Origin of the sequence: Micromonospora sp. NBC_00860 (genome assembly GCF_045207375.1) — a bacterium.
GTDB classification, from domain to species: Bacteria; Actinomycetota; Actinomycetes; order Mycobacteriales; family Micromonosporaceae; genus Micromonospora; species Micromonospora vinacea.
Window position 1 is genome coordinate 3,572,480 of the sequence record NZ_CP108825.1, and the last position, 26,646, is coordinate 3,599,125.

25 protein-coding genes are annotated in these 26,646 nt (G+C 71.6%); 1 reads left to right on the top strand and 24 read right to left on the bottom strand.

All coding sequences use genetic code 11. From position 1 onward, the window contains the following. Nucleotides 1-31: 31 nt before the first annotated feature. From nusB to OH804_RS16370, 5 genes are all read right to left on the bottom strand, one after another. Nucleotides 32-442 (bottom strand): transcription antitermination factor NusB, encoded by a 411-nt coding sequence (nusB, locus tag OH804_RS16350; protein WP_184188983.1) that lies wholly within the window; start codon nucleotides 440-442, stop codon nucleotides 32-34. Nucleotides 443-465: 23 nt separating this feature from the next. Further along, nucleotides 466-1,023: an elongation factor P gene (gene efp, locus OH804_RS16355; RefSeq protein ID WP_007458344.1), complete on the bottom strand. Its 558-nt coding sequence runs from the start codon at nucleotides 1,021-1,023 to the stop codon at nucleotides 466-468. Nucleotides 1,024-1,109: 86 nt separating this feature from the next. Next, nucleotides 1,110-1,535: a type II 3-dehydroquinate dehydratase gene (aroQ, locus tag OH804_RS16360; RefSeq protein ID WP_196922316.1), complete on the bottom strand. Its 426-nt coding sequence runs from the start codon at nucleotides 1,533-1,535 to the stop codon at nucleotides 1,110-1,112. Further along, entirely contained in the window at nucleotides 1,532-2,611 is a 1,080-nt protein-coding gene (aroB, locus tag OH804_RS16365) for a 3-dehydroquinate synthase (RefSeq protein ID WP_406066215.1), read from the bottom strand. Before aroB ends, aroQ begins: the two co-directional genes overlap by 4 nt. A 10-nt stretch (nucleotides 2,612-2,621) precedes the next feature. Further along, nucleotides 2,622-3,620: a helix-turn-helix transcriptional regulator gene (locus tag OH804_RS16370; RefSeq protein ID WP_406066217.1), complete on the bottom strand. Its 999-nt coding sequence runs from the start codon at nucleotides 3,618-3,620 to the stop codon at nucleotides 2,622-2,624. 79 nt (nucleotides 3,621-3,699) lie between these two features. On the opposite strand from OH804_RS16370, the gene OH804_RS16375 reads away from it, so the two are divergent. Then, on the top strand, nucleotides 3,700-4,428 hold the full coding sequence (locus OH804_RS16375) for an alpha/beta fold hydrolase (protein WP_406066219.1): 729 nt from the start codon (nucleotides 3,700-3,702) through the stop codon (nucleotides 4,426-4,428). Between the two features lie 102 nt (nucleotides 4,429-4,530). Here OH804_RS16375 and OH804_RS16380 read toward each other — a convergent pair whose 3' ends face one another. The 19 genes from OH804_RS16380 to OH804_RS16470 all read right to left on the bottom strand — a co-directional run bounded on the left by OH804_RS16380 (nucleotide 4,531) and on the right by OH804_RS16470 (nucleotide 26,623). Further along, entirely contained in the window at nucleotides 4,531-5,034 is a 504-nt protein-coding gene (locus tag OH804_RS16380) for a shikimate kinase (protein ID WP_406066221.1), read from the bottom strand. Further along, nucleotides 5,034-6,212: a chorismate synthase gene (gene aroC / locus OH804_RS16385; protein WP_196922311.1), complete on the bottom strand. Its 1,179-nt coding sequence runs from the start codon at nucleotides 6,210-6,212 to the stop codon at nucleotides 5,034-5,036. Before aroC ends, OH804_RS16380 begins: the two co-directional genes overlap by 1 nt. A gap of 94 nt (nucleotides 6,213-6,306) precedes the next feature. Then, entirely contained in the window at nucleotides 6,307-7,230 is a 924-nt protein-coding gene (locus OH804_RS16390) for a glycosyltransferase family 2 protein (protein ID WP_196922310.1), read from the bottom strand. Further along, a complete protein-coding gene (locus OH804_RS16395) occupies nucleotides 7,227-7,901 on the bottom strand; it encodes a glycosyltransferase (RefSeq protein ID WP_196922309.1) in 675 nt (224 codons plus the stop codon). The genes OH804_RS16390 and OH804_RS16395 overlap by 4 nt, the downstream gene beginning before the upstream one ends. Further along, nucleotides 7,898-8,377 (bottom strand): UDP-N-acetylglucosamine--LPS N-acetylglucosamine transferase, encoded by a 480-nt coding sequence (locus OH804_RS16400; RefSeq protein WP_196922308.1) that lies wholly within the window; start codon nucleotides 8,375-8,377, stop codon nucleotides 7,898-7,900. Before OH804_RS16400 ends, OH804_RS16395 begins: the two co-directional genes overlap by 4 nt. A gap of 214 nt (nucleotides 8,378-8,591) precedes the next feature. Next, nucleotides 8,592-9,854: a hypothetical protein gene (locus OH804_RS16405; RefSeq protein ID WP_406066224.1), complete on the bottom strand. Its 1,263-nt coding sequence runs from the start codon at nucleotides 9,852-9,854 to the stop codon at nucleotides 8,592-8,594. After that, nucleotides 9,851-10,753 (bottom strand): sulfotransferase domain-containing protein, encoded by a 903-nt coding sequence (locus tag OH804_RS16410; protein ID WP_406066559.1) that lies wholly within the window; start codon nucleotides 10,751-10,753, stop codon nucleotides 9,851-9,853. The genes OH804_RS16405 and OH804_RS16410 overlap by 4 nt, the downstream gene beginning before the upstream one ends. Before the next feature lie 8 nt (nucleotides 10,754-10,761). Further along, nucleotides 10,762-12,399, bottom strand: a complete 1,638-nt coding sequence (locus OH804_RS16415) for a lipopolysaccharide biosynthesis protein (RefSeq protein WP_406066226.1) — start codon at nucleotides 12,397-12,399, stop codon at nucleotides 10,762-10,764. Further along, entirely contained in the window at nucleotides 12,396-13,688 is a 1,293-nt protein-coding gene (locus OH804_RS16420) for an O-antigen ligase family protein (RefSeq protein ID WP_406066561.1), read from the bottom strand. Before OH804_RS16420 ends, OH804_RS16415 begins: the two co-directional genes overlap by 4 nt. A 68-nt stretch (nucleotides 13,689-13,756) precedes the next feature. After that, on the bottom strand, nucleotides 13,757-15,355 hold the full coding sequence (locus tag OH804_RS16425) for a lipopolysaccharide biosynthesis protein (RefSeq protein ID WP_196922306.1): 1,599 nt from the start codon (nucleotides 15,353-15,355) through the stop codon (nucleotides 13,757-13,759). Further along, nucleotides 15,348-15,866 carry a DapH/DapD/GlmU-related protein gene (locus OH804_RS16430; protein ID WP_181518689.1) on the bottom strand — a complete coding sequence of 173 codons (519 nt, stop codon included), beginning with the start codon at nucleotides 15,864-15,866 and terminating at the stop codon, nucleotides 15,348-15,350. Before OH804_RS16430 ends, OH804_RS16425 begins: the two co-directional genes overlap by 8 nt. A gap of 128 nt (nucleotides 15,867-15,994) precedes the next feature. Further along, the gene (locus tag OH804_RS16435) at nucleotides 15,995-17,932 is read right to left on the bottom strand and encodes a hypothetical protein (protein ID WP_406066228.1); all 1,938 of its coding nucleotides are present in this window, start codon (nucleotides 17,930-17,932) and stop codon (nucleotides 15,995-15,997) included. Nucleotides 17,933-18,153: 221 nt separating this feature from the next. Then, entirely contained in the window at nucleotides 18,154-19,857 is a 1,704-nt protein-coding gene (locus OH804_RS16440; RefSeq protein WP_196922304.1) for a glycoside hydrolase, read from the bottom strand. A 283-nt stretch (nucleotides 19,858-20,140) separates the two neighbouring features. Then, on the bottom strand, nucleotides 20,141-20,968 hold the full coding sequence (locus OH804_RS16445; protein WP_406066563.1) for a shikimate dehydrogenase: 828 nt from the start codon (nucleotides 20,966-20,968) through the stop codon (nucleotides 20,141-20,143). Nucleotides 20,969-21,414: 446 nt separating this feature from the next. Next, on the bottom strand, nucleotides 21,415-21,723 hold the full coding sequence (locus tag OH804_RS16450) for a hypothetical protein (RefSeq protein WP_225855424.1): 309 nt from the start codon (nucleotides 21,721-21,723) through the stop codon (nucleotides 21,415-21,417). A gap of 192 nt (nucleotides 21,724-21,915) precedes the next feature. Further along, nucleotides 21,916-23,112, bottom strand: a complete 1,197-nt coding sequence (mltG, locus tag OH804_RS16455; RefSeq protein ID WP_406066230.1) for an endolytic transglycosylase MltG — start codon at nucleotides 23,110-23,112, stop codon at nucleotides 21,916-21,918. Further along, nucleotides 23,112-23,570, bottom strand: a complete 459-nt coding sequence (gene ruvX / locus OH804_RS16460; protein WP_184184558.1) for a Holliday junction resolvase RuvX — start codon at nucleotides 23,568-23,570, stop codon at nucleotides 23,112-23,114. The genes mltG and ruvX overlap by 1 nt, the downstream gene beginning before the upstream one ends. Nucleotides 23,571-23,642: 72 nt before the next feature. Next, the gene (gene alaS, locus OH804_RS16465; RefSeq protein WP_196922301.1) at nucleotides 23,643-26,321 is read right to left on the bottom strand and encodes an alanine--tRNA ligase; all 2,679 of its coding nucleotides are present in this window, start codon (nucleotides 26,319-26,321) and stop codon (nucleotides 23,643-23,645) included. Continuing rightward, on the bottom strand, nucleotides 26,318-26,623 hold the full coding sequence (locus OH804_RS16470; protein ID WP_091401860.1) for a hypothetical protein: 306 nt from the start codon (nucleotides 26,621-26,623) through the stop codon (nucleotides 26,318-26,320). Before OH804_RS16470 ends, alaS begins: the two co-directional genes overlap by 4 nt. Between the last annotated feature and the right edge of the window lie 23 nt (nucleotides 26,624-26,646).

Sequence of the window (26,646 nt, forward strand, 5' to 3'; positions counted from 1 at the left end):
CCTTTCGGATTGCGGCGTTCGGTGGGGACGCTCAGCGGGTGGCGTACTCGGCGATCCGGCCGAGCACCCCGTTGAGGAAGCGCGGCGAATCGTCGGTCGACATCTGTCGGGCCAACTCCACTGCCTCGCTGATCGCCACCGCGTCGTCGATCTCGTCGACGTAGAGCAACTCGTAGACGGCGATCCGGGCCAGATTCCGGTCGACGACCGGCATCCGCTCCAGCGTCCAACCCTCGGCGTAGCTGGCGATCAGCTCGTCGATCCGGTTGAGGTGCTCGGCGACACCCTCGACCAGGCCCACCGCGTAACCCAGATGCTCCGGTCGGGGCTGCTCGATCCGCTGCACGTAGCCGGCGAGCACCTCCACCGGAGGCTTGTCCCGTAGGTCGGCCTCGTAAAGGACATCCAGCGCCCGCTTGCGCGCCTTGCGGCGCGCCGGCATCTGCTGCTTGGAACCCTCAGCCATCAGGCGCGGCCGAGGTAACGGCCGTCGCGGGTGTCGACCTTGATCTTCTCGCCGGTGGTGATGAACAGCGGAACCGGCACGGTGGCACCGGTCTCCACGGTCGCCGGCTTGGTGCCGCCGGTCGAACGGTCGCCCTGCAGGCCCGGCTCGGTGTAGGTGACCTCCAGCACGACGCTGGTGGGCAGCTCGATGTAGAGCGGCACACCCTCGTGCTGGGCGACTGTCGCCTCCGCCTCGGGCAGCAGGTAGTTGGCTGCCTCGCCGACGGTGCCACCGGGCACGGTGATCTGGTCGAAGGTCTCCAGATCCATGAAGACGAAGTCCTCGCCGTCGGCGTACAGGTACTGCATCGTGCGCTTGTCAACGGTCGCGGTTTCGACCTTGGTGCCCGCGTTGAAGGTCTTGTCGACCACCTTCCCGGACAGCACGTTCTTCAGCGTGGTGCGCACGAAGGCACCACCCTTACCGGGCTTGACGTGCTGGAACTCGACGACGGCCCAGAGCTCGCCGTCCAGGTTGAGTACCAGGCCGTTTTTGAGGTCGTTGGTGGAGGCCATTTCCTGCCTTGATCATCAATTGGCGGACAGACCCTACGAGTCTACTAGCTGCGTCGAATCGCCCGGTCCCCGCTCGGGGCGGGCGCTCAGCGGGTGGCCAGATGGTGCAGAGCGAGACGATAGCCGTCGATGCCCAGACCGCAGATCACCCCGGTCGCCACCGCCGACACCACCGAGTGGTGCCGGAACTCCTCGCGGGTGTGGATGTTGGAGATATGCACCTCCACCAGCGGCCCCCGCAGCATGGCGCAGGCGTCCCGCACCGCGTACGAGTAGTGCGACCAGGCGGCCGGGTTGAGCACCACGGCGGCGCCCTCGTCGGCCGCCGCGTGCAGCCAACCGAGCAGCTCGTGCTCCGCGTCGGTCTGCCGGACCGTGACGTCCAGCCCCAGCTCCCGACCGGTGCTCTCGCAGAGCGCCACCAGGTCGGCGTAGCTGGTCGCGCCGTACACGTCGGGCTCGCGGGTGCCCAGCCGCCCCAGGTTCGGCCCGTTCAGGACGTGAACCTTCATGGGGTTGCCACCTCGCGGTAGGCGGCTTCCAGCAACGCGTCGTCCGGGCCCTCCAGCATCGCCGGGCGGGCCAGCCCGTCGAGCACCACGAAGCGCAACCGACTGCCCCGGGTCTTCTTGTCCACCCGCATCGCGGCCAGCAACTGCGGCCAGGCGTCCGCCGGGTAGCTCACCGGCAGGCCCAGCGCGCTCAACGTGACCCGGTGCCGGTCCGCGGTTTGCGCGTCCAGCCGCCCGGCGAGCCTGGCGAGGGCGGCCGCGTACACCAGACCGACGGCGACGGCGTGGCCGTGCCGCCAGCGGTAACCCTCGTTCTGCTCGATGGCGTGGGCCAGAGTGTGCCCGTAGTTGAGCACCTCCCGCAGGCCCGACTCGCGCAGGTCGCCGGCGACCACGTCGGCCTTCACCCGGATCGCCCGTTCGATCAGCTCCCGGCTGACCGGCCCCCGGGGGTCGGTGGCGGCCTCCGGGTCGTTCTCGATGAGATCCAGGATCGTCGGGTCGGCGATGAAACCGCACTTGACGACCTCGGCCAGGCCGGCCGCCAGGTCGACAGCGGGCAGGCTGTCCAGCGTGGCCAGGTCGGCCAGCACCCCGACCGGCGGGTGGAACGCGCCCACCAGGTTCTTGCCGGCGGCCGTGTTGATGCCCGTCTTGCCGCCCACCGCGGCGTCGACCATGCCCAGCAGCGAGGTCGCCACCGGCACCCAGCGCACCCCCCGCAACCAGCAGGCCGCGACGAAGCCGGCCAGGTCGGTCACCGCGCCGCCGCCCACTCCGACCACCGCGTCGGTACGGGTGAAGCCCGCCGCTCCGAGTCGGTCCCAGCAGGCGGAGGCCACGTCGATGTGTTTGCCCGACTCGGCGTCGGGCACCTCGATCGGCAGTGGCTCGACGCCGGCGGCGCGCAGGCGCTCACCGAGCGCGTCCGCGAGGGCCTTGAGCGGAGGCGCGTGCAGCACCGCCGCCCGGGTCGCCCCGGGCAGCAGGCCGGGCAGCGCGCCCAGCAGGTCACGTCCCACCAAGACGTCGTACGGCCGCTCGCCGCCGACCGGAATCCCTGTCACCTCGTCCATCGCCGGCAGCCTAGTCCAGCGGGCGGCGCGGGGACGGCGGCTGTCCACCTGCTGGCCGGGTGGCCCACTCCGCCAACCGGCGGGCGTGCTCGGCCACCTCGGCGCGCAGCGCGTCCGGATGTCGCACCGTGAACGGACAGCCCAGCCCGGCGAGCAGCACCGCCATCCCGGGCAGGCTCTCCGCCCGGGCCCGCAGCAGCACCCCGTCGGTGGTGGCGGTCAACTCGGCCACGCTGGGCGGGATGCGGCGGCGGGCGGCGACCAGGTCGGTCTCCAGCACGACCTCCACCTCGTGCGTGTACGGCACCCCGGCCAGCGACCGGGTCACCCAGGCCACCGCCTCGAAGTCGTCCGGCACTGTGAACGTCGCCACGCCGGGCGTCACGGCGCCGATCCGGTCCAGTCGGAAGCTGCGGACCTCCCCGCGCCGGTGGTCGTGGCCGGTGACGTACCAACGGCCGGCGTGGAAGACCAGCCCGTACGGGTCGAGCTCGCGGTGCGACTGCTCGCCCCGCCAGGAGCGGTAGTCCAGTGCCACCCGCTGCCGGTGCCGGGCGGCCGAGGCCAGCGCGAGCAGGGTGCCCGACGCCGGTCCGCGCTCCGGCTCCGGGCGGCGCAGGGTGAAGCCCAGGTGCTCCTGGACGGCGGCGAGCCGGTCGGCGAGCGCCGCCGGCAGCACCCGGCGGATCTTCGCCAGCGCGGTGGCGGTGGCGGGCTGCTCGGTGGCCAGCCCGACCCGTTCGGCGACGACGAGGCCGAGCAGGACGGCCACCGCCTCGTCGTCGGTGAGCATCAGCGGCGGCAGTTTGTAGCCGGAGTGCAGCCGGTAGCCGCCGTAGCGGCCCCGGTCTGCGGTGACGGGGATGCCCAGCTCGACCAGCGTGGTCGCGTACCGGCGCACGGTCCGCTCGTCCACCCCGAGCTGGCCGGCGAGTTCGGCGGCCGTCGACCGGTGCCGGGTCTGCAGCAGTTCGAGCAGGGCCAGCACCCGCCCCGCGGGATGTGACACGGGCCACTCCTTCAAAGCGGGCGGATCCTGTCCGGATTCGATCGTACGGTCTGTCGGTAACCGAGAGAAGGAGCGACAGATGGCGACATTCGTGCTGGTACCGGGATTCTGGCTGGGTGCCTGGGCGTGGCGGGACGTGACCGTCGCGCTGCGGTCGCAGGGGCACGAGGTCCATCCGATGACACTGACCGGGGTGGCCGAACGCGACCACCTCGCCGGGCCGGAGGTCAGCCTCGACACGCACACCACCGACATCGTCCGGCTGCTCGAGGTCGAGGACCTGCGCGACGTCCTGCTGGTCGGACACTCCGGCGGCGGGATGCCGGCCGCCCAGGCGGCGGACCGCGCCCCGGACCGGATCGCCCGGGTCGTCTACGTGGAGAGTGGGCCGTTGCCGGACGGCACGGCGCAGTTCGACACGCTGCCGCCGGAGGAGCAGCAGCGGTTGCGCGCCGCGATCGGCACCGGGCACCTGCTGCCGCCGCCGGCCTGGGACCCGGCCGCCGACCCGACCAACCTGGCCGGCCTGGACGAGCCCACGCTCGCGTTGCTGCGCAGCCGGACCACCCCGCAGCCGCTGCGGGCCGCCACCGACCCGGTGCGACGCACCGGTGGACGCCCGGTGCCGACCGCGCTGGTCGCCAGTACCTTCCCGCTGGACGTGGTGCGACAGATGATCCGACAGGAGCATCCGTTCTTCACCGGCCTGGCCGACGGCCAACTGCACGAACTGCCCACCGGGCACTGGCCGATGCTCAGCGAGCCGAAGGCGCTGGCCGACGTCCTCGACCTGATCGCCCGCAGCTGAGGACACCACTGCGCCGATCTTGCAGTTCCGGTTGCCGAGATGCGCTGAATGCCCCTTAGGCCGGGACAGCAAGTGCAAGATCGGCGCGGCAGGGTGTCCGCGTCAGCGCGGGAGCAGGGCGGCGATCTCGGCGACGACCTGCGCCGGGGCCCGGCCGTCGGTGACCACCGTCTCGGTGGCCACCTCGGCGTAGAGCGGCCGGCGCTGATCCATCAGGTGCTTGAGGGTGGCCCGTGGGTTGATCGCCAACAGCGGCCGGCCGGCGCCGAGCCCGACGCGCCGCACCGCGTCGGGCAACTCGACCGAGAGGTGCACCACCCGGTGCCCGATCAGGGCCGCCCGGGTCTCCTCGGCCAGCACCGCGCCGCCGCCGAGGGCGAGCACACCCGTGCCGGCGGCCAGCGCCGCAGCCACGGCAGCCCGTTCCAAGGTACGGAAGTGCGCCTCACCCTCGTCGATGAAGATCTCCGGGATCGGCTTCCCGGCCATCTGCTCGATGTCGGTGTCGGTGTCGCGGAACTCCACGCCGAGGGTGGCGGCGAGCGCCCGCCCCACTGTGGTCTTGCCGCAGCCGGGCGCGCCGACCAGCACGACGACCGGTGCCATCAGCGGATGACCAGCGCGTCGAGGTACCCGGCCAGGTTGCGACGGATCTCGGCGATCGAGTCCCCACCGAACTTCTCGGTGGCCGCCTCGGCGAGCACCAGCGCCACCATCGCCTCGGCGACGACCGCTGCGGCGGGCACCGCGCAGACGTCGGAACGCTGGTTGATCGCGGTGGCCGGCTCGCCGGTGGTGACGTCCACCGTGGCCAGTGCCCGGTTCAGCGAGGAGATCGGCTTCATCGCGGCGCGGACCCGCAGCGGCTCACCGGTGGTGATGCCACCCTCCAGCCCGCCGGCCCGGTCGGTGACCCGGCGGACGCCGGTGGCCGACGGGATGATCTCGTCGTGCGCCTCGGAGCCGCGGGACCGGGCCTGCTGCCAGCCGTCGCCGATCTCCACGCCCTTGATCGCCTGGATGGACATCAGCGCGGTGGCCAGCCGGGCGTCGAGCTTGCGGTCCCACTGCACGTGGCTGCCCAGCCCCGGTGGCACCCCGTACGCCAGCACCTCGACCACGCCGCCGAGGGTGTCGGCGGCCTTCTTCGCGGCATCGACCTCGGCGACCATCAGGGCGCTGGCCTCCGGGTCGAGGCAGCGCAGCGGGTCGGCGTCGATCCGGGCGGCGTCGGACGGCGTCGGACGCAGCCCGGGCTTCGCGGCCACCGGGCCCAGCTCGATGACGTGCGAGACGATCTCGATGCCGAGCGCCTGGCGGATCAGCGCCTTGGCGACGGTGCCGACGGCCACCCGGGCGGCGGTCTCCCGGGCGCTGGCGCGTTCCAGGATGGGCCGGGCGTCGGTGTGGCCGTACTTCTGCATGCCGGCCAGGTCCGCGTGGCCCGGCCGGGGGCGGGTCAGCGGGGCGTTACGGGCCTGCCGGGCCAGCTCGTCGGGGTCGACCGGGTCGGCGGCCATCACGGTCTGCCACTTCGGCCACTCGGAGTTGCCGACCCGGATCGCCACCGGGCTGCCCAGTGTCACGCCGTGCCGCAGGCCGCCGAGAAGCTCGACCTCGTCCCGCTCGAACGACATCCGGGCACCCCGGCCGTAGCCCAGTCGCCGACGGGCCAGCTCGTCGGCGATCTCGGTGGTGGTCACCTCGATGCCGGCCGGCACCCCCTCCATCATCGCGACGAGGGCGGGACCATGCGATTCACCTGCAGTCAGCCAGCGCAACACAGCGGTCAGTCTGTCACGGCGGGCCACCGACGCGACGCGCTCCCCGGCGCGTCCCGCCCAGCGGACGCCGCCGCCCGCTCGCGCGGGCGGCGGCTCAGATCCCTCGGCCGCGCTTGTGCAGGGTGCGCAGCACCGCGTCGGCCCGGACCACCCGACCCGCGACGGCGAGGGCCAGGTAGGCGCGCGGCTCGCGGGGGTTGCTCCGCAGGGTGCGCCGGGCCCAGCGCAGCGCGCCCCGGCGGTCGCCGGAGGCGGCCTGGGCGAACGCGATCTGCCCGGCGACCCGGGCCTCGCCGGCCGGTTGGCTGGCGAACTCCGGGTAGCGCTGCAGCAACCACTGCAACGCCTCGGAGATGGTGTCCCAGCGTTGCGCGAAGTACGAGCGCTTGTGCCAGCGGACCAGCACCGACGGCGTGCGCAGGTTGATCAGCGGCGCGCTGCGGGCGGCCCGGAGCAGGAACTCGTAGTCCTCCGCGTAGCTGCCCGGAATCTCCTCGTCGACCAGCCCGAACCCGTTGCGCAGTGCGGTGGCGCGGATCAGGAAGGTCGACGGGTGCAACTCCGTCATCCGGTCGCGGAGCAGGTCGTCCAGGGTGATCCGGTCCTTGTCGAGCACCCGGTCGACGGTGTTCCCGTCGTAGTTCACGCGAATGCCGCAGCAGACGAACTCGGCGGCCGGATCGCCGGCCAGCGCGTCGACCTGGGCGGCCAGCTTGCCGGGCAGCCACTCGTCGTCGTCGTCGCAGAACGCGACCAGCTCACCCTCGGCGGCGAGCGTGCCGCTGTTGCGCGCTCCGGCCAACCCGGGGGTACGGGCGTTGCGGATCACCCGGACCACACGGGCCGGGCCGCCGCCGAGCTCGGTCAGCGACTCGTCCGGCGCGGACTGGTCGAACACCACGACGACCTCGATCAGGCCCGGGTAGTCCTGGGCCAGGATCGCGCGCACCGCGGCCCGCAGCAGCTCGGGGCGGTCCCGGGTGGGGACCACGACGCTGACGCTCGGCTGCTGGGTCATCGAGTCTCCTTCGTACCCGGGCGCGGCCGGGGCCAGGCCCGCCACCGGGGTGGGCGCGGGGTCGAGCGGGCCACCAGGTCGTCGATGATCTGCCCGACCCGGGCCACCGCCGCCCGTTGCGCCTCGTGTGCCTCCGGGTCGGCGGCCACCGCGTACCGGGACGGGTCGGCCACCCCGGCGGCCAGCGCGTCGTGCAGCGCCTCCCGGGTCTCGCAGAGCGCCACCAGCCCGGCGGCGCCGAGCCGGCGGGCGAAGAGAAGCTGGTGGTTGTCGACGTGCTCACCGCGAGCCGGATCGCGGGGCACCACGATGGGCAGGTGGCCGTGCCGGCGGGCCTCCAGGATGGTCGCCGGACCGCCGTGGCAGACCACCAGATCCGCGTCGATCATCGCCTGCTGCAAGGCGTCGTGGCCGAGGAACGGCACCGCGCCGGGCAACTGGGGCGCGGTGGTGTGCCCGTGCTGCACTGTCAACCCGATCGGGCCGGCGGCCCGCGCGTGCCACTGCGCCAACCAGTCGACGAGCCGGTCGAAGGGGTGCTTGTCGGTGCCCACCGCGACCAGCAGTCGGAGCTGGGCGACCGCCGAGCTGTCCCGCTGCCGGGGCAGGCGGGCCGCCTCGGCCGCCGGCCGGGACTGCGGACGCCAGGCGGTGCCCGTCTCCCCGGTCACAGCAGCGTCCCGACGACTGTCGCCTCGGGGTACTGCCGGCGCTGCTCGTCCCACTGCACGAGCATCGCGGACAGGAACGGCCGGCAGAGCCGAGCGGTCAACGTCGGGGTGTCGATCCGGTCGTACACCTCGATGTAGACGGTCGGGATGCGCCGCAGCCGGGCCAGCACCACGAACGGCACCGCCACCCCGGCCCCGGTGGTGACCACCGCGGCGACCCGCCGTGCCCGCAGCACCCGCCAGGCAAGCAGCGCGTTGCGCAGCAGGTTCGGCACGTTGCGGGTGGTCGGGTGGTGCGCCGGGACCAGGTCCTCGCCGGCCAGCAGCGAGATCGCCTCCGGGGTGTCGAAGGTGACCCAGCAGCGCCGCCACTGTTCGTACCAGGGCCGCAGGGCCAGTAGTTGGGCCAGATGGCCGCCGCTGGAGCCGACCAGCAGCAGCACCGGCGCCCCACTGTCGTCGTTCTTCGTGTCCACGCGACTCCCCACAAGTTCGCTTGGAATTTCAGTTCACGCCACGCAGAAGCAGATCACACGATTCCCGGTCGTTGAATAGCGCGACCGGCCGACATGACGATCTCCACAGCAGGCGGTCCGGTACGCCGAACGTCCGAGGTCCATCGATCGTCATCACCACCTGCGATTTTGTCGTCACTCTGCGGCGCGCCGTCGCCGCCGCGATTCCTCCCGATCAGCCGCTATGTCTTTTCTCGATGACGTCCAAGAGTGCGGGATGCAGGGCGGCGTTCCAGCCCGCGCCCGCGTCGGCCAGCCGCCAGGTCCGCAACCACATCTCCACCAGGTACGCGTCGGCCACGAGCCGGCGCTGCGCCGCGTCGAGGCCGAGCCGCTCGCCGTGCCGGCCCAGATATCCGTCCACGGCCGCCGCGGCGGCGTCGGCCGGCTCCCCGCGCAGCACGAGGGCCCGCTGGAACGCGTCGTGCGCCAGGTCGAAGCCGACCGGCACGTCCGGCCCGCTGTGCTCCCAGTCCCAGGCGACCAACCGGCCGGCGTGCCAGCCCAGGTTCCACGGCACCCAGTCACCATGCCAGTGACCGAACTCGACGCTGGTGCCGCCGTGCCGACGGGCCAGCGCGGAAACCGCGGCGACGGCCCGCGCACCGGCCGGCTCGGTCGCGGCGGCCCGGCCAGCCTGCTCGGCCAGCCGGTGCAGGAAGGTCGAGTCGACCAGCGGTCGAGGTGTGCCCGCCGGGCGGCCCCGCCGGGCGACCGCGAGCAGCGCGGCGATCCGGGGTGGGTCGTCCACCGGCACGCCGCGTACCGCCGGGGGCAACGGCTCGATCACCGCGACCACCTGGCCCGCCCACGACGTCTCGGTGAGCAGCCGCGGTGGCGTCGGGTGGTCGGCGACGCCGACCACCGCACGCAACGCCCGCAGCGCCGCCGCCTCCGCGCTGACCAGCGCGCGGGTCGCGTCGTTCCAGCCGATCTTCGCGTAGCCACGCGGACGCCCGTCGGCGCTGAAGAGTTGCAGGGTGGGCTTGCCGTTGGGGTCGGGTGGGCGGACCCCGAACGCGGCCAGCAGCGGCGTGTCACCCAGGTCGGCGGAGAGCCGCTCGCTCAACAACAGCTCCGCGGCCGGCACCCCGGCCGGCACCGAGACGGTCAACGTCGGAAACGGCGCGAGCCCCACCCGACCGAACCGGGCCAGCCCGCCGAGCACAGCCCGCAGCGCGCGCACCTTCGGTGGCCGCAGGGCGTTGTACGCCAACAGGGACGCCGCCCCGGCCCGGGGCGCACCCAACGGCACCAGGAACCGGGCCCGGGCGACCGACGGCACCACCGCGTACCGGGCCACCGCCCGGTGACCGGCCGGCGGGTCGCCCGCCACGGTCAGGCCGACCCGGTCGTCCGGGAAGACCGCGCGGCTCACCCAACCCAGGCCGTCCACCCGGGAACGCGGGTCGGCGGCCGGGCCCACCAGGGTCGTCACGCCGACCGGTCCGCCCAGTCGAGGTCCAGCCCGAGCCGCTGGCGCAACGCGTCGTTGTACGGCCGGTAGTAGTCGGTCAGCTCAGCACGCACGGTCGGCTCCAGAGGTGCCGAGCGCCGATCGTTGTAGACCTTGAAGTTGGGCAGGTCGTACGCCGGCAGACCGAGGAAGTCCAGGGTGCGCCCGTAGGTCGCGCGCGAGTCGCGGTACAGGTCCTCGCTGGGCAGGAAGAGGATCTGCTGGCGGTCGAAGCGCTCCAGCCACGGCTCCAGGTGCTCCAGATAGCGCCCCCGGGCCCGGTACGTGTACCAGTCGTACGGCTCGCTGAACGACTCCGGCTCGGCGATCAACCGTTCCCGCTCCCCCGCCGTACGCTCCGGCTCGGCCGCCAGCGCGGCGGCGAAGTCCAGTGGTTCGATGCCGTGGGTGCGGCGTTCCTTCCAGTGCGAGTACGCCCGCTCCACCGGGTCCCGCAGCAGCACGATGAGCTTCACCGTCGGCATCAGCGCGGCGACCCGCTGCGCGGCCAGCGGGTGGAACATGTACAGCGGGGCGGCCTCACCGACCCGGACCGGCCCGCCGTGCCGCTTGGAAAGGGCCTCGCGCTGCCGCTCGGTCGGGAAGTGCGAGCGGTACCAGGATTCGCCGCGCCCCCAGTGCTCCTCGAAGTAGTGCGCCGACTTGGTGTTCCACGCGGGAAAGAGCCGGGGCACCAACGGGTGCTGGATGAGGTAGTTCCACAGGGAGGTGGTGCCACCCCGTTTGGTCCCGATGATCAGGAAGTCCGGTAGCGGCCGGCGGTCGCTGGTGCGAACGCCGTAGTCGACAAGCGACTCCTTCACCCGGGTGGTCACCTGGGTCGGAACCAACTGCTTGACCCGGTCACGGATGGACACCACGACGAACCTCACCTGCCTCTCGTCGATGCCGAGGTGGGCTCCGCGGCCGCGGCCGCGTTGTCCCCTCCACGGATCTGCCTCATGGTCCCCCGGATGCCGGCGCGCACCCGGGGCAACGTCAACATGCCGACGCAGCCGGCCACCAGCACCGCGAGCGCCAGCGCGAGGCCGGGCAGGCCGCGACCTCCGACCAGCACGCCGACGCCGGCGGCCAGGCCCACACCGGCGATGGTGGCCACCGCGGCACGCACCATCGCGGCGTCGAAGAGCGGCTCCCGAACCACCGACCGGGCGAACGCGGCGGCGGTGAGGTTCTCGGTGGCGATGCCGGCCGCCCAGGCCACCGCGGCGCCCGTCGCGCCGTAGCGGGGGATCAGCCAGAGCCCCAGCGAGACGGTCACCGTCAACCCGGCCACTGTGGCGACCAGGTGCAGCCCGCTGCGCCCGCCCATCAGGAGCAGGCTCTGCACGTTGCCCACCCCGGTGTTGACCAGCATCGCCAGCGCGAGCACCGTCATCGCCGGCACACCCGCGGTGAACTCCGGCCCGAACAGCTGGAGGAAGGCCAGCGCGAAGACCGCCAGCAGCAGGTAGACCGGCCAGGACAGCACCAGCCCCCAGGTGGTCAACTGCCGGTGCACGGCCGCCGCCGCGGCCCGCTCGCCCCGCCCGAGCAACCGGGACAACTGCGGAGACACCGCCACCCGCAACCCCTGCATGGCCAGCTGGCCGGCCAGCACGTACCGGCCGACGGCACCGAACACACCGGCGTCCGCCGGCCCGGCCAGCACCGAGGTGAGCAGCACCCCGACCCACATGCTGCCGGCGTCGATGGCCGCCGAGGCGGCCCGGGGCAGCGCGAAGCGCCAGAACGTCGACCAGTCCGCGCGGCGCGGCCGCAGCGTCGCGCCCCGGCCCAGCCCGAGCGGGCCGGCGACGAGGGTGAGGCAGGCCAGCAGCGCCAACGCCGCCGGCACCAACCACCCGGTCATGCCTGCGAGCAGACCACCACCCGCCAGCGCGGCGGCGCCGACCAGCACCGGGCGGGCGATCGGCAGCAGCAGGAACTGCACCCCGACGTACGCCCGGATGGGCCGCACGCAGCGCAGCGCGGCCAGCAGCAGGGTCATCGCGACCACCACCGGCACCGCGGCGAACGTGACGGTGAGCAGCGCGTCACCGCTCGCGCCGGAGCCGCGCAGCAGCCGGGGCGCGAGCGCGTCGGCGGCCAGCACTCCCGCGCCGGCGACCAGCAGCCCGGTCAGCAGCGGCGGGATCAGCGCCACCGGGAGCACCCGGGCCGCGTCACCGCGCACACCGGCACTGCGGCGCGGCAGCGCCCACATCAGACCGGTCTCCGCGCCGAGCGTGCAGATCGCGGTCGCCACGGTGACGACCCCGATTGCGGCGAAGAACGCGCCCGCGCCGGCCGTGCCGTACCCCCGGGTGATCACGACGGCCAGCACGAACCCGAACAAGCCACTGGTGGCCGCGCCGAGCAGTCCGGCCACGCCGCTACGCGCGCTGCGGCGGGTCTCGGCCGAGCCGGTGTCCCCGGCGGGCGACGGCGCGGCCTGATCCTCGGCTCGGGCGGGCGTCGGCCGGCCCTCGTCGGCACCGGTCGGCGGCCGGGTCGCGGCGGTCACGCGGGCACCGGCGCGGTCCGCGCGGGCGTCGGCGACGACCCGGTCAACCGGGTCAGCCGTTCGCGTTCGGTCAGCGCCATCGCGAAGGCGACAGCGAAGAACGCGACAGCGAGGTTCTGGTTGGCCATTCCGTAGAACGGGACCTGCACGAGGCAGACCACCGGCACCACCGCCAGCCACTGCCCGGCCGCCGACGTCGCCCGCGCGCAGATCACCGCGGCGGCGACGAACCACGCCAGGAAACAGATGAGCGCGGGTACGCCGTGACTGAACAGCACCATCCACAGCTGCCCCTGGGTGCCGATCGGCGCGGCCGCCGACACGGTGTCGACGTTCACCGGGGCACCGTAACCCAGCCACGGTGACTCCTGCACCCGGCGGATCACCTCGGTGTAGAGCGAGAGCCGGTCGGTGTTGGTGTCGCTGGAGTCGACCCGTCTGCTGATCAGCTCGGTGATCGGGATGAAGAGCGTGGCCAACGCGCCGATCACCACCACCCCGACGATGGACGCGGCCACCCGGACGTTGCCGCGCAGGCTGGCCCGCACCCCGAGCACCGCCAGCCCGGCACCGAGGCTGAGGAACATCGCCCGGTTGAGGGTGAGGAACGCCGGCGCCAACGACAGCGGCAGCGACGCCAGCAGCGCCCACCGCAGCAGCCCCTGCCGGCGCAGCATCGCGAAGGCCACCACGCAGGGCAGGGTCATGGCGTACGCGCTGCCGTAGTTGTTGGTGTACGCGAACGGCGCGGCCGGCCGATAGATCGGGTTGAGCGAACGGGCACTGTATTCAGCGGTGGTGAGGTGCACCATGTCCTGGATGAACGGGGTGCTGGCCACCCCGCCGGGCAGCAGCATCTCCATCGGGGTCGTCATGGCCAGCCGGGGCATCAGCACCCCGAGCCAGCCCAGCGTCACCAGCCCGAACCAGAACGCGCAGAGCGGGGTGAGCACCGCCACCAGGCTGGCGCGTTCCCGGGCGGCGGCGTAGACGTAGACGCCGACCACCAACGCGGTCAGGTAGAAGGCCAGCCGCAGGGCGAACGTGAGCAACGAGGCGGGCGACGACAGTTGGGTGGCGCTGACCACCACGATGGCGAGGAAGAGCAGCCAGATGCCGACCGCCGGCGGCAGCGGCACGCGTCCCCGGGTGAGCAGCAACGCGAACAGCAGCGCACCCAGCAGCGGCCAGCCGAGGTAGAACGCACCGAGCAGCCACCAGAGCGGCACCAGGCCGAACATCATCGACAGTGGCCAGAGCGGCAGTAGCGGCGGCGCGGACGGCGGCACCGGCGCGGCCTCCTCCGGTGCGCCTCCGGGCGGTGGTTCGGTCGCCGGGGCGCGGGTCACCGACACGCTCAGACCCGGCCGTTCCGGGTGAGCACGAAGCCCAGCGGGGTGACCCCGGCGGCGCGCAGCCGCTCCACCAGGCGGCGCAGGTCGCTCTGCCGGGTTCGGTCCCGCTCGACGACCACCACCGCGCTGCCCTGCCGGGCCACTGCCACGCCACGCTCGTCGGACTCGGCCGGCGGGGCGTTGAAGAGGACCAGGCCGTGGTCCGCGCCCTGTCGCCACGTGCCGAACCGGACACTGCCCACCCCGACGGCAACCTCGTCCGGGGCGACGACGCGACCGTTCTCGGGGCGGGCTGACGACACCCGCGGCAACGTCAGCGTGGCGTCCGGGTCGGTGGACGGGCGGGCGCCGGGCGGGTGCGGGGAGGGTCGGCGGGCGGACGGGCTGTCGGTGGCGGCAGCGGCGGCCGGTGTGCTTCCGGCCGGCCGGGGCTTGGGCACCAGCGGCCGGGACGGGTCGATGGGCAGCCGACCCCGGTCGGCGAGCACACTGGCGCGGAGCCGCTCGATCCGTCCGCTGTCGTCGGCCACGAAAACCTCCCGGCCGTCCACGGCGAGCGCCACCGCGAGCCCTGCGGTGAGCGCCGTGGCGTCCTCCCGGGCGGTCACCAGCGCCACCCGGGCCGGCTGCCGGACCCGCTCGGCGACGGCCATCGCCACGTACCGGACGTCGGCGTCGACCGCCCGGGGACTGCCGCGGAACGCCGGTCGACGCACCGTGCCGAGCAGGGGAAGACCGGAGGCCTCCCGACCGTCGGCGACCGAGCGGACCCGCCGGTCGGTCGACTCCCAGAGGTACGCCAGCACGATGCCGACCAGCGCGCCACCGAGCAGGCCGGCGACCAGGTAGAGCGGCCGGTGCCCGGCGGACGTGACCAGTGCCTTCTCGGCTGTCTGGGTGACCCAGCCGGGGTTGACGTCGACCGCCGCGATCTCGGTACGGGCGGCGTTGAGCTGGGTGAGCTGGTTGTTGATCCCGGCCAGCTCGGCCACCAGCGCGTCACCGGCGGCGGTGTCCTTGGCGGTGTTCGCCCGCTTCTGCAACGCGGTCTGCTGAGCGGCGACCTTGGTGATACTGGCGTCGTAGGAGCGCAGCATCTCGGCGCGCTGCTGCTCGTACATGGTCCGGCGCACGCTCAGGTAGGCCTCGGCGGCCATGTTGGCGCTCTGCACGGCCTGGTGCGCCTCGCGCGCCTGGTAGGTGAAGCGCAGGATCTGCCCGCCGGTGGGCACCTCGACCTCGAGGGCGTCACGGATGTCACGCGGGTCGCCGCCGGCCGATTCGGCGAGCCGCTGCACCACCTCGGTGCCGGTGGCGATGCCGCTTTCCACGTTCATGTTGACCGCACGGTCGGCGCCCGCGCCGCTGGGAGTGAAGGCGTCGGTCACCACCGGCCGGACCGCGACCACGGCGCTCGCGGACTGCGCCGCAGGCACCAGCAGCACATAGCCGAGCGCGACGAGCAGACCGACCATGGCGACCGCCGCCACCAACCGCAACCGGTGCATCGGCACCCGCAGCAGGTCGGTCAGTGTCACGGAACGGGAGGTGCCGGAGGACGGGCCGTCCGTGGGCCAGGGGGCGGGCGCTGCATCAGTCATGGAACTTCTTCACCGTCTGTTGAGGATTGCCGACGACCACGACGCCGGGTGGTACGTCGGTCCGGACCACAGTCGCCGCGCCGACGACGCTGTCCCGGCCGACCCGTACGCCCTTCAGGACCAGGGCGTGGGCACCGACCCAGACGTTGTCCTCGAGAACGATGGGGGCACGGGTGAGCGGGCCGGGCGGAGCGTGCCGCTGCTCGGGGGGCAAGTTGTGGAAGTCGTTGTCGAGCAGTTCGCAGTCCGACAGGAGGCACCGGTCCCCCACCGTCACCGACGTCCAGGTGCCGATCCAGGTGGCATTGAGCAGACAGTCCGCGCCGACGCGAACCTCGCCGGGGCCGGCAAAGCGGACGAGCTTGTTCAGCCGGGTGCGGTCCCCGATGGTCACCCGCACGCCGCGCCGCAACCGGATGCGGCCACGGATCTCCACGTCCCGACCGAGCGTCAACCGTCGGTAACGGAGCTGATACCAGCCGCGTTTGACCGCGAAGACCAGACGCACCAGGCGTCTCGTTCGGATGCCAGCGGCGCCGAGCAACGACCCTCCCCCACCGTCGCGGGCCGGCGGCGGTGGTACCCGCCACCGGCCCAACGTGAACAATCTACCGATGCTCCGTTACGAACGGTTGACCCTTACTGTACGGAGAAGAATGTCGATGGGGTAGACCAGGACAACTCGGGCGTCGCGCTGCTGACGACGGTCGCCGTGGTGCCGTTGACCACCGCGCTCGGCGCGGCCGTCGGGTCGAACGGCACACTCCGCAGCGCGCCGTCGGTGGAGCCGTAGACGATCCGGCCGCCCACCCAGGCCATGCCCCGCACCGCGGACCAGGTCACACCCGTGGTGGGGAGGGCGAACTCGGTGGCACCGAGATAGTTGCCGTCGATCTCGAAGTAGCGGTAGTAGAGGCTGTTCGCCCCGGTACGGGTGTAGTAGAGCCGGCCGTCGAGGAAGAAGGCGCCGGTCAGCAACGCCGGGTTGTACCAGTCGTTGTAGCCGGACGCCTCCCACGACGAGCCGATCGCGCCCCCGTTGAAGAGCGAGACGTCGATCCGACTACCGGTGGGGGTGCCGGCCACCGTGTGCGACCAGTAGATCCGGTCGTCCACCCGCCAGGTCGCGCCGGCCGCCGTGTACGCGGGCTGGCTGACGCTGGTCGCGGTGCCCAACGCGGTCCCGTCGAACGGCACCTTCGCCACGGTGCCCGAGGCGGTGCCCAGGTAGAGGTTGCCGGTGGTGGCCGACGGCGGGTTCTTCGGAGTGAAGGTGCGACCACCGGCGAGCGGGAACATACCGAGCCGACCGTGGTACTCCTCGCCCATGCCGTCGGAGTTGTGCCCGAAGTACAGGCCGTCCGAGCCGCGCCAGAGCACCGGCACCGAGGAGCCCCAGTTGCTGGTGCCCGACGGCATCGAGGCGCTGCCGCTGCGACGCGGGTTCCAGTTCACCGGCATGCCGGTCGCCGGCGAGACGGCGGCGATGCCGAGCCTGTCGACAGCGCCCGGGCCGGCGTTGTCGCTGGCGTTCGGGTTGTTGACCCAGCGGAAGTGCCCGCCCAGGTAGATGACGTTGTCCGCCACCTCGACCGCTGTGATGGTGTCGTTGCCGGTGTAGTCGACCCAGGTGGCGAGCAGGCCACTGCCCCGCGCGGCGGTCTCGAAGCGGACCAGGGCGTCGCAGTACGCGGTCGGCCAGCCGGCGCCGCCGTTGGTGCCGACCACGAACCAGCTGCCGTCGCCGCCGAACTTCACGTCCTGCACGTAGTGCACGAAGGTCGTCGGCGCCGCGCACGGCGGCACGAACTTGTCGGTGCTCCAGTCGAGCACCGTGGGGGTCCCGGAGACGTCCACCAACGCCATCTGGTTGCGCGGCAGGTCGTTGACGAGCGTGAAGTTGCCGCCGACGACAAGGGTGTCGCCGTCCGGCGCGACGTCGATGGTCCAGACGTACGACGTGGTGCTGTGCCGCCCGACCGTGGCGTTGATGTTGAAGCTCGGGTCGATCGCGCCGGTGGTCGCGTTGAGCCGACCGAGACCGGAGTGCGCGGTGCCGTTGAGCCAGTTGAACGCACCGGCCACGTACAGCCAGTTGCCGTCCAACGCCAGGTCACGGACGGTGCCGCCGTCGGAGCGCCCGACCCAGCTGTCGATGATCGCGCCGGTGGACGGGTTGAGCGCCACCAGGTTCTTCCGGGAGACGCCGTTGACGTTCTTGAAGGTGCCGCCGACGATCAGCGTGCCGCCGGGGCCGGCGAGCAGGGTGTTGACCGCGCCGTCGAGCACCGGCAGGAAGGTCGTCGACATGGTGCCGGTGGTCCGGTCGTACGCGAAGAGGTAGCGCTGCGTGATCCACGCGGAACTGGCGGTCTGCCGCAGCTGGGTGAAGCTGCCGCCGACGAAGACCGTGTTGCCCACCTGCGCAAAGGCACGGGTCTCACCGTCTCGCGCGTGCGGGGTCGCGTCGGCGGGGTTCGCCGACACCAGGGTCGCCGTGACCGGGACCGGCACCACCGCGGCCGACGCGGTCGTGGGCACGCCCAGAGCTGCGGCGATGATCGCCAACGCGACCATCCCCGCCCGAGTACGACGTCGTCCTGCAAAACGCCACAAGTGCGAGAGTTTGGGCACGCTGCGCCTCCAGATTGGATGAGAACCCGAGGTAGCGTGCCTCGTCCAGCCTGGTTAACAAAATCCGCCGATTGGGCGGTGCATGAATCCGCAAGCCGACAGAACGCCGGAGGATCGGATGCCCGACCTCCGGCGAACGCCGTGTTGTCAGCCCGTTTCGAACGTCAGCGGCTACCTCCGGTGGGTTGCCGCAGGTAGGGGTCCTGCCCGGCCTGCTTGAAGCCGGCCACCGCCGAGGCGTCGTGATTCATCGTCATGTCGCAGGTCGACGTACGGCTGGTCATTCCGGCCGAGTTGAAGTAGATCGCCGCCTTGATCTTCGGGTGCGCCTTCAACGCGGCCGGGAACTCCTGGAACCAGCGCTGCTTGGCGCCCAGGTCGGCGGAGTTGAAGTTGGTGCCGAACTCGGCGAGCATCCGGGGCTTGCCGGCGCCGATGCCGTTCTCGTCCAGCCACCGGTAGAAGCCACCGACAGTGGTGCTCGGGCTCTTCCACACAGTGCTGCCGTTGCAGACGTGGAAGTTGTACGGGTCGTAGGCCACCCAGTCGACGTACCGGTCACCGGGGTACAGGCCGGCGTACCGGGAGTAGTGCCCGGACCAACCCATCATCGTCCAGACCCAGACCGCGTTTGTCGCACCCGCGCTGGCGAACCGCTCGTGGACATAGCGCCAGGCCCGGACGAAGTCGGCGTCGCTGCCCTTGGCCGGCTCGTCCTCTGGCTCGTGGTCGAAGCCGATGAAGACGGGCACACCGGCGGCGCGGATCCGGCCCGCCACCGCGTCGATGGTGTCGTCCTGCTTGCCGCCGTAGACATCCGACCACTTGAGGGTGGTGCCGGCGGAGAAGTCACGGGACTCCCAGGCGAAGAACATCAACCGGCCTTCGCGCATCTGCTGCGACTCGTACACGTCGGGGAAGGCGCCGTTGCTGCCGGCGTTGGAGAAGTCGTGGTAGCGGTGCACGATGTCGAACTTGCGCCCGACCTGCGTCTCCACGTCGGCGACGGCCTTGCCGTGGTCCCAGCCGCCGGCCGCTCCGGCGGGCGAGTACATGCCCCACCAGGCGCCGCAGGACGGGACGAGCTTGTCCGAGACGGACCCGCACTTGCCGGACGGGAGGGTGCCGCTGGCGCTCGGGGTGGCCGTCCGGGTCGGGGCGATGGTCGGCGACGGCTTCGGCGAGGTCGTCGGCGACGCGCTCGGCGACGGCGGCGGCGCCGGCCGGGTGGGAGTCACCGGCGACGGCCGGGCCCCGAGGTCGTAGCTGATCAGCAGGCTGGGCCGCAGGTCCGGGTTGCGGTTCTCGACCGACGCCCAGTAGATCCGGCTCTCCAGGCCACTCTGTGCCAACGACACCGTCCAGGTGCCGTTGCCAGTGACCAGCTTGGAGACGTCCCACTCGTTGAAGCCCTTGGACACACTGGTCACGCTGTCCAGTGCGGCACCGGCCGACGTCAGAGGAGGCCGCGACTCGCGGGCGCTCAGCGGCGAGGCGTGCGCCGTCACCGTCGCGGCGAACTGCTGCCAGGCGTGCACCCGCAGCGTCGCCCGGACGTTGACCGCTGTGGCCGGCACCGTGGTCACCGCGAACTCGATGACCGCCTCGCGGCCACCGCGCGGGTTGCCGTCGCAGCGCGTCGCGCAGGTGGCCAGCGTCGACTTGGCCGCGTTGTCACCGTCCTGCGACACCGCGGTGGCGGTGGTGTCCGCCGCCGCCCGGATCGACAGGTCGTCGCTGGCCAGCAGCGGCATCATGGTCGCCACGATGCCGGCCACCACCGAACCGCCGACCACGCCGATGGCAATCGCCTTACGCCGGGGTCCAGAACGGAACCGGGTGATGCGGTGCAGTCCGTGCCTGGTCAAGGAAACTCCCTGTGTCTGCGTCCGTAACGGTGAGCAGCGTATCGATGACCAGGAGATGTGGCAGGTAGGACAGTTTCCCGTAAGCGCGTCTTAACCATCAGCTAAGAAACGGCCCCGGGGACATCAGCGGGCTCTGGCCGCAGATGCGACCGAAGCCCGCCCTCCACCTTGCCCGCGGAGCACGCGTGGAGTCAACGGGACGGGTGGGGAGAGCTACCGGGACGTGTCACGGCACATGCGACCGCCACGGGTCCGTCTGTTCCGGGTGTGTCTGTTCGGTCCGTCAGGCGGCGCGAGCGGCAGTCAGCGCGGCGGCCATCGCCGCCCTCGGCGCGGCCACGCCGGTGAACTGCTCGAACTGCCCGACCGCCTGGGCCAGCAGCAGATCCAGACCGGAGACGATCCGGCAGCCTGCCGCGTCGGCGGCCGTCGCCAGCGGTGTCGGCCACGGGTCGTAGAGCGCGTCGAAGAACACCGCGCCCGGCCGCCAGGCCACCGCGCCGGCCAACGGGTCGGCGACCCCCTTCGGCACCGTGGACACGACCACGTCGGCGGCGGCGAACTGCCGGGGCGCGTCGTCCCATGGGGCGGGCGTCAGCGGGACACCCAGCGCGTCGGCCACCGGGCGCAACTCGTCGACCGCCTCCGGTCGGCGGGCCACCACGGTCACCGACGAGCACGCGAGCTGCGCGGCGGCGGCGAGCGCGGCGCGGGCCGTCCCGCCGGCACCGAGCACCGCCACGGCGGCACCGGCGGTCATGCCGGCGTCGGTGAGCACCAGCACCATGCCGGCGACGTCGGTGTTGTCCGCGTACCAGGAGCCGTCCGGACGGCGTACCAACGTGTTGGCCGCACCGACCGCGGCGGCGACCGGCGACGCGGCGTCGGCCACGGCGAGCGCCGCCTCCTTGCCCGGCATGGTCACCGACAACCCGGCCCACTCCGGACCCAGGCCGGCGACCAGATCCGGCAGCTCCGCCGCCGCGCACTCGATCCGGGTGTATGACCACCCGGTCAGCCCGGCGGCGACGTAACCCGCGGTGTGGATCACCGGGGAGAGGGAGTGCGCGATCGGCTTGCCCAACACCGCGGCCCTACGAATCGACACGATCACCGCCGGTCGCAGCCGGCGGCCCGGTCACTGTCGACATCACGTCCCCGCTCTCCCCCGCACGTCGGGATCGACAGTACCCAGCGCCCTGGCCCGGACACCAGGGAACCGGTTCCGCCGCCACTCTGCGCGACCGGGTCATCGCTTGACCCCATCGACGTTGGTGAAACCGTCGGCACCAGCTTCATCGACGGGGAGTTCGGCTCCAACGCCGCCGCCAAGACCCGGACCTGGCGGGACCGCGCACCGGCACGTGGACCGGTACGAGTCACTGACACTGACGCGGCAATTGCGCATCAGGGTCGACGCATAAAGGCTCCCTTCCCGATTGCGATCGCATCATCGATCGCCGTTGGGAAGGGAGCCTTTATGTTGTCAAGGCAGACTTACTCCGCCAGCTGTTGAGCCCTGCTCATCGACCGGGTCCGGCCAGCCCTTCGCCGGTATCAGGGAAGAGTGGCCACGGAGGAGCAGTTGCCGATGCCGGTGCGGCAGATCCGGTAGGAGTAACCCGACCGCGCAAAGGCTGCCCAGCCCTCCGATGAGGTACAGATCGAGTTGCCCTTCCACGACCACGAACTGCCGCCCGGTGCGCGCTCCTGCCAGCGAGCGCAGTGGCCGTCGGTCAGCGGGTCCCGCGCGAAGAGGTCCCAGTCACCATTCTTGATGTACACGGCCCGCCCAGCGGCGCCGGTGGTGCTCTTGCTGATCACCGCTGCCTGGGCCGGCACCGCCGCGAACGCAAGTACGACCATAGCCGTCGAGGCAACTGCTCCGACTCGCGCCGTCCATCTCTTCGTAGTCACGACCACTCCCCGTTCTCATGGCTGTCGATTAGGACAGCAGCAGTCTAGGGGGGAAGGACGGCGTTGATCAATGCGTTATCGTCAACCAACCCAGCGTGACAGTTGGTCACGACGTTCGACAGGCCAACTCGACCGACACGGTCAGATGACCCCAGCCTCCTTGGCCTTGGCCTCGTTGCGCTTCTGCTCCTCGTACGTCTCGGCGAAGGCAGAGTGGCCCTGCTTGTCGATCGCCACGAAGTAGAGCCACTTGCCGGACGGCGGGTCCATCGCCCCCTCCAGGGCCTGCTTGCCCGGGTTGTTGATCGGGGTGGGGATCATGCCGCGCAGCTTGCGACTGTAGGGGCTCGTGGTGTCGAGCAGCTCCGACTGGTTCATCTCGGCTGAGGTCTTGGTCGGTTTTCCGGTCGCCTCCAACCAGTAGTTGACCGTGACGTCCATCTCCAGGCAGTTACAGGGGAACTCGCCGTACACCCTGTTGTACGCCACCCTGGCGACCTTGCCCAGGTCGTCCTTGTTGCCCGCCTCGGCCTGGGCAAGCGACGCAACGATCAGCGCCTCGTACGGGCTGACCTTGCGCTCCTCCTGCACCCGGTCGGCGAACTTCATCTCGCCGCTCACCGAGAGGAAGCGGTTCACCATCAGCTTGAGGATGCTCTCGGCCGTGGACTTCGGCGGGATCTCGTAGGTGTCCGGAAACAGGAAGCCCTCGATGGACTTGACGGACTTCTTGCCGTCGTCGCGCTTGAACCACCACTCCGGCACGCCGAGCGCCTCCGGGTCCTTCGCGGCGGCCTGGAAGTTCTTCACCGGGATCTTGGTCTTCTCGGAGAGCAGTTTGTAGATGTTGAAGCTCGTGCGGCCCTCGGGGATCGTCAGCCCGTTGACGATCTTGTTCTTCAGGTCGAGCATCGCTGTCACCGCGCTCGCGCCGCTCATCTGCTTGCGCAGCTTGTACGTGCCCGGCTGGATGTTCTTGCTGCGCGAATTGGCCTCGGCCGCCTCGATGAAGGCCTTCTGGCTCTTCACCACGTCCGCCGCTACCAGGGCGTCGGCCATGTCGGCGAGCAGCGCGCCGTTCTTGATCTCGACGGTGATCTCGCCGGCCCCGCTGCCGTCGTAGTCGGGGGTGACGAAGTAGTTCTGGATGCGGTCGAAGCCGTAGAACGCGCCGCCGCCGATGCCTCCCAGCAGGAGCAGGGCCATCAGCAGGGCCAGGAATGTCTTGCCCCGGCCGCCACCACCGGACCCGCCCTTGCGCTTGCGGAAGCCGCGCCGGTGCCGACCCTTCTCCCCCCGCTCCGGCTCGTCAAACCCAAGGTCCAGATCGTCGATCATTACGTCCGCCTCCGCTGCGCGTCCAGCCAGCTCTGCAGGATCTCCACCGCGGCCGCCTGATCGACAACCGCACGTTGACGTTTACCTCGGACGCCACGCTCGGCAAGCCTACGAGAAGCGACCACGGTCGACATCCTCTCGTCAGTGAGCGTTACCGGGACAGGCGCTATCACATCGACCAGTCGGTCAGCGTACGCCTTCACATGGACGGCCGCAGGGCCGTGCTTGCCGGCGAGATTGACCGGAAGACCGACGACAACCCCGACAGCCTCGTGCTCGGCCACCAGAGCGGCCAGCTCGGCGAGGTCGCTGGGCACCGCGTCCGGCGCCGCCGTGAGATCGCGCGCCAGCGTGACCAGCGGCGTTGCCAGGATCCCGTCCGGATCCGAGCGCGAGATGCCCACCCGGACCTGACCAACGTCCACGCCGATTCGCACACCACGCGTCAGCTCAGCCACCGAACGTCACCACCGGTCGGGTACGAACCAGGGCGGACCAGATGGCCCGCCCTGACTCACAGTGATGATCCATCACGCTTCAGTGATCGCTTTCTCGACGGTGAGCAGCAGGTTCGGCGCCTCGGCCGCGGGTAGACCGCCGCCCTGGGCCAGATCGGGGCTGCCACCGCCGCGCCCGGAGAACGCCGCCTTCACCAGATCCGACGCGGCCAGGCCACGGCTCCGCGCCGCCGCGTTGACCGCGACCACCAGGGACGCCTTGCCGTTCGACCGCGCCGCCACCGCGACGACCGCCGGCCGCGCCGGGTCGATCTTGCCGCGGATCTCCTGGGCCAGGGTGCGCACGTCGTTGCCGGCCGCGCCCTCCGGCGCCTCGGTGCCCACGTACGCGACCCCGCGCACGTCCTTGGCCTGCGCCGCGAGCGCCGCCGCACCGCCCAGCACCAACTGGGCGCGCAGCTTCTCCAACTCCTTCTCGGCGTCGCGAAGCTGTGTGACGGTCTGCTCCACCCGGTCCGCGACCTGATCGTTGGGCACCCGGTACAGCTCGGCCAGCCGGGAGACCAACAGGTGCTCCTTGGCCAGGAAGCCGAAGGCGTCCATGCCGACCAGCGCCTCGACCCGGCGGACACCGGAACCGATGGACGACTCGGAGAGGATCTTCACGAGGCCGAGCTGGGCCGAGCGGGCCACGTGCGTGCCGCCGCACAGCTCCCGGGCGTAGTCACCCACCTCGACGACCCGCACCTCCTCGCCGTACTTCTCGCCGAAGAGCGCCATCGCGCCGATCCGCCGCGCCTCGTCCAACGAGGTGATGAAGGCGTGCACCTCCAGGTCGGCCAGGAGCACCTCGTTGACCTGCTGCTCCACGTCGCGCAACACGCTCGGCGACACCCCGGTCGGGGTGTTGAAGTCGAACCGGAGCCGACCGGGGGCGTTCAGCGACCCGGCCTGCGTCGCCGACTCACCGAGGAAGTTACGCATGGTCTGGTGCACCAGGTGCGTGGCGGTGTGCGACCGGGAGATCGCCCGACGCCGGGTCGTGTCGATCTCGGCGAAGCCCGCCTCACCAGCGCGCACCTCACCCCGGATCACCCGGGCGCGGTGCACGATCAGACCGGGCACCGGCTGCTGCACGTCGAGCACCTCGACCTGCCCGCCGCCAACCGTGATCATGCCCTGGTCAGGCTGCTGGCCACCGCCCTCGGCGTAGAACGGCGTGGTGTCCAGCACCAGCTCGATGGTGTCGCCCTCGGTCGCCGCCTGGCGCGGGCCGTCGGCGCCGAGCAACGCCCGCACCGTCGACTCGCGGGACACCTCGCTGTACCCGGTGAACGTCACCGGCCCACCCGCGTCGAGCACCGACCGGTACGCCGACAGGTCGACGTGCCCCGTCTTGCGGGCCTGCGCGTCCGCCTTCGCCCGGGTCCGCTGGTCGGCCATCAGCCGCCGGAACCCCTCGTCGTCGACAGTGAGGCCCTGCTCCGCGGCGATCTCCAGGGTCAGATCGATCGGGAAGCCGTACGTGTCGTGCAGCTGGAACGCCTTCGCTCCCGACAGCGCGGAGCCGCCCGCCGTGCGGGTCTCCGCGATCGCGGTGTCCAGGATCGTCGTGCCGGCCCGCAGGGTCGACAGGAACGCCTCCTCCTCCGCGTACGCGTAGTCCGCGATCCGGTCGAAGTCGGTCGCCAGCTCCGGGTACGACGGCGCCATGCAGTCCCGGGCCACCGGCAGCAGCTCGGGCAGCGCCCGATCCTGCCAGCCCAGCAGCCGGATCGACCGGATCGCCCGGCGCATGATCCGGCGCAGCACGTACCCGCGACCCTCGTTCGACGGGGTCACACCGTCACCGATCAGCATCAACGCCGTGCGCACGTGATCCGCGATCACCCGCAGCCGGACGTCGTCCGGGTGCGACTCGCTGGCCACGTGCCCGGAGTGCGCGCCGTAGCGCTTACCGGTCAGTTCGGCCGCCCGGGCCAGGATCGGCCGGACCTCGTCGATCTCGTACAGGTTGTCCACACCCTGCAGGATCGAGGCCATCCGCTCCAGGCCCATGCCGGTGTCGATGTTCTTCGCCGGCAGGTCACCCAGGATCGGGTAGTCGTCCTTCGTCGTGCCCGGACCCCGCTCGAACTGCATGAAGACGAGGTTCCAGAACTCCATGTAGCGGTCCTCGTCGACCGCCGGGCCGCCCTCGCGGCCGTACTCCGGGCCCCTGTCGTAGAACAGCTCGGAGCACGGACCGCACGGCCCGGGAATGCCCATCGACCAGAAGTTGTCAGCCTTGCCCCGGCGCACGATCCGCTCGGCGGGAACCCCCACCGACCGCCAGATCTCGTACGCCTCGTCGTCGTCGAGGTACACCGTCGGCCAGACCCGCTCCGGGTCCAGCCCGAACCCGCCGTCGGCCTGCGACTTGGTGACCAGGTCCCAGGCGAGCGGAATCGCGCCCGCCTTGAAGTAGTCCCCGAAGGAGAAGTTGCCGTTCATCTGGAAGAACGTGCCGTGCCGGCTGGTCTTGCCGACCTCGTCGATGTCCGGGGTACGGATGCACTTCTGCACGCTGACCGCCCGCTGGTACGGGGGCGTCTGCTGACCCAGGAAGTACGGGACGAACTGCACCATGCCGGCGTTGACGAACAGCAGGTTCGGGTCGCTGATGGCGGGCAGCGGAGCGGACGGCACCACGGTGTGGCCATTCGCCTCGAAGTGCGCGAGGTACCGCCGCTTGATCTCCGCCGTCTTCATCGCTGGTGTTCCTCCGGAAAGATTTCTCGATCGCCGATTCGCGGGTCTTCCCGCAGGTCGGCGAACTTATCGTCGAACGCCTCGCCCTGGGCGAACGCGTGGTGGATCTCCTGCTCGCGTTCGGCCATCCCGACCCGGACGTCCTCCACGAAACTACGCAGCGACTCGACGAGCCCGCCAGCGGATTCCGTCAGTGAGCTGGCGATGCCCGCCGGCGTGTACGCCTGCGCGGTCCGGGTCGCCTTGCGGACCACGATCACCCCGACGGCGACCCCGATACCGAGCCAGAACAAGCGCCTCATGTCCGCTACCTCCTGCTGCGCCG

What these genes read in the sequence shown, in the direction of transcription:
- nusB (WP_184188983.1), bottom strand. Translation starts at nt 442, where the DNA reads ATGCCGGCGCGCCGCAAGGCGCGCAAGCGGGCGCTGGATGTCCTTTAC.
- efp (WP_007458344.1), bottom strand. Translation starts at nt 1,023, where the DNA reads ATGGCCTCCACCAACGACCTCAAAAACGGCCTGGTACTCAACCTGGAC.
- aroQ (WP_196922316.1), bottom strand. Translation starts at nt 1,535, where the DNA reads ATGAAGGTTCACGTCCTGAACGGGCCGAACCTGGGGCGGCTGGGCACC.
- aroB (WP_406066215.1), bottom strand. Translation starts at nt 2,611, where the DNA reads ATGGACGAGGTGACAGGGATTCCGGTCGGCGGCGAGCGGCCGTACGAC.
- OH804_RS16375 (WP_406066219.1), top strand. Translation starts at nt 3,700, where the DNA reads ATGGCGACATTCGTGCTGGTACCGGGATTCTGGCTGGGTGCCTGGGCG.
- OH804_RS16380 (WP_406066221.1), bottom strand. Translation starts at nt 5,034, where the DNA reads ATGGCACCGGTCGTCGTGCTGGTCGGCGCGCCCGGCTGCGGCAAGACC.
- OH804_RS16390 (WP_196922310.1), bottom strand. Translation starts at nt 7,230, where the DNA reads ATGACCCAGCAGCCGAGCGTCAGCGTCGTGGTCCCCACCCGGGACCGC.
- OH804_RS16425 (WP_196922306.1), bottom strand. Translation starts at nt 15,355, where the DNA reads ATGACTGATGCAGCGCCCGCCCCCTGGCCCACGGACGGCCCGTCCTCC.
- OH804_RS16435 (WP_406066228.1), bottom strand. Translation starts at nt 17,932, where the DNA reads ATGGTCGCGTTGGCGATCATCGCCGCAGCTCTGGGCGTGCCCACGACC.
- OH804_RS16450 (WP_225855424.1), bottom strand. Translation starts at nt 21,723, where the DNA reads ATGGTCGTACTTGCGTTCGCGGCGGTGCCGGCCCAGGCAGCGGTGATC.
- mltG (WP_406066230.1), bottom strand. Translation starts at nt 23,112, where the DNA reads ATGATCGACGATCTGGACCTTGGGTTTGACGAGCCGGAGCGGGGGGAG.
- alaS (WP_196922301.1), bottom strand. Translation starts at nt 26,321, where the DNA reads ATGAAGACGGCGGAGATCAAGCGGCGGTACCTCGCGCACTTCGAGGCG.
- OH804_RS16470 (WP_091401860.1), bottom strand. Translation starts at nt 26,623, where the DNA reads ATGAGGCGCTTGTTCTGGCTCGGTATCGGGGTCGCCGTCGGGGTGATC.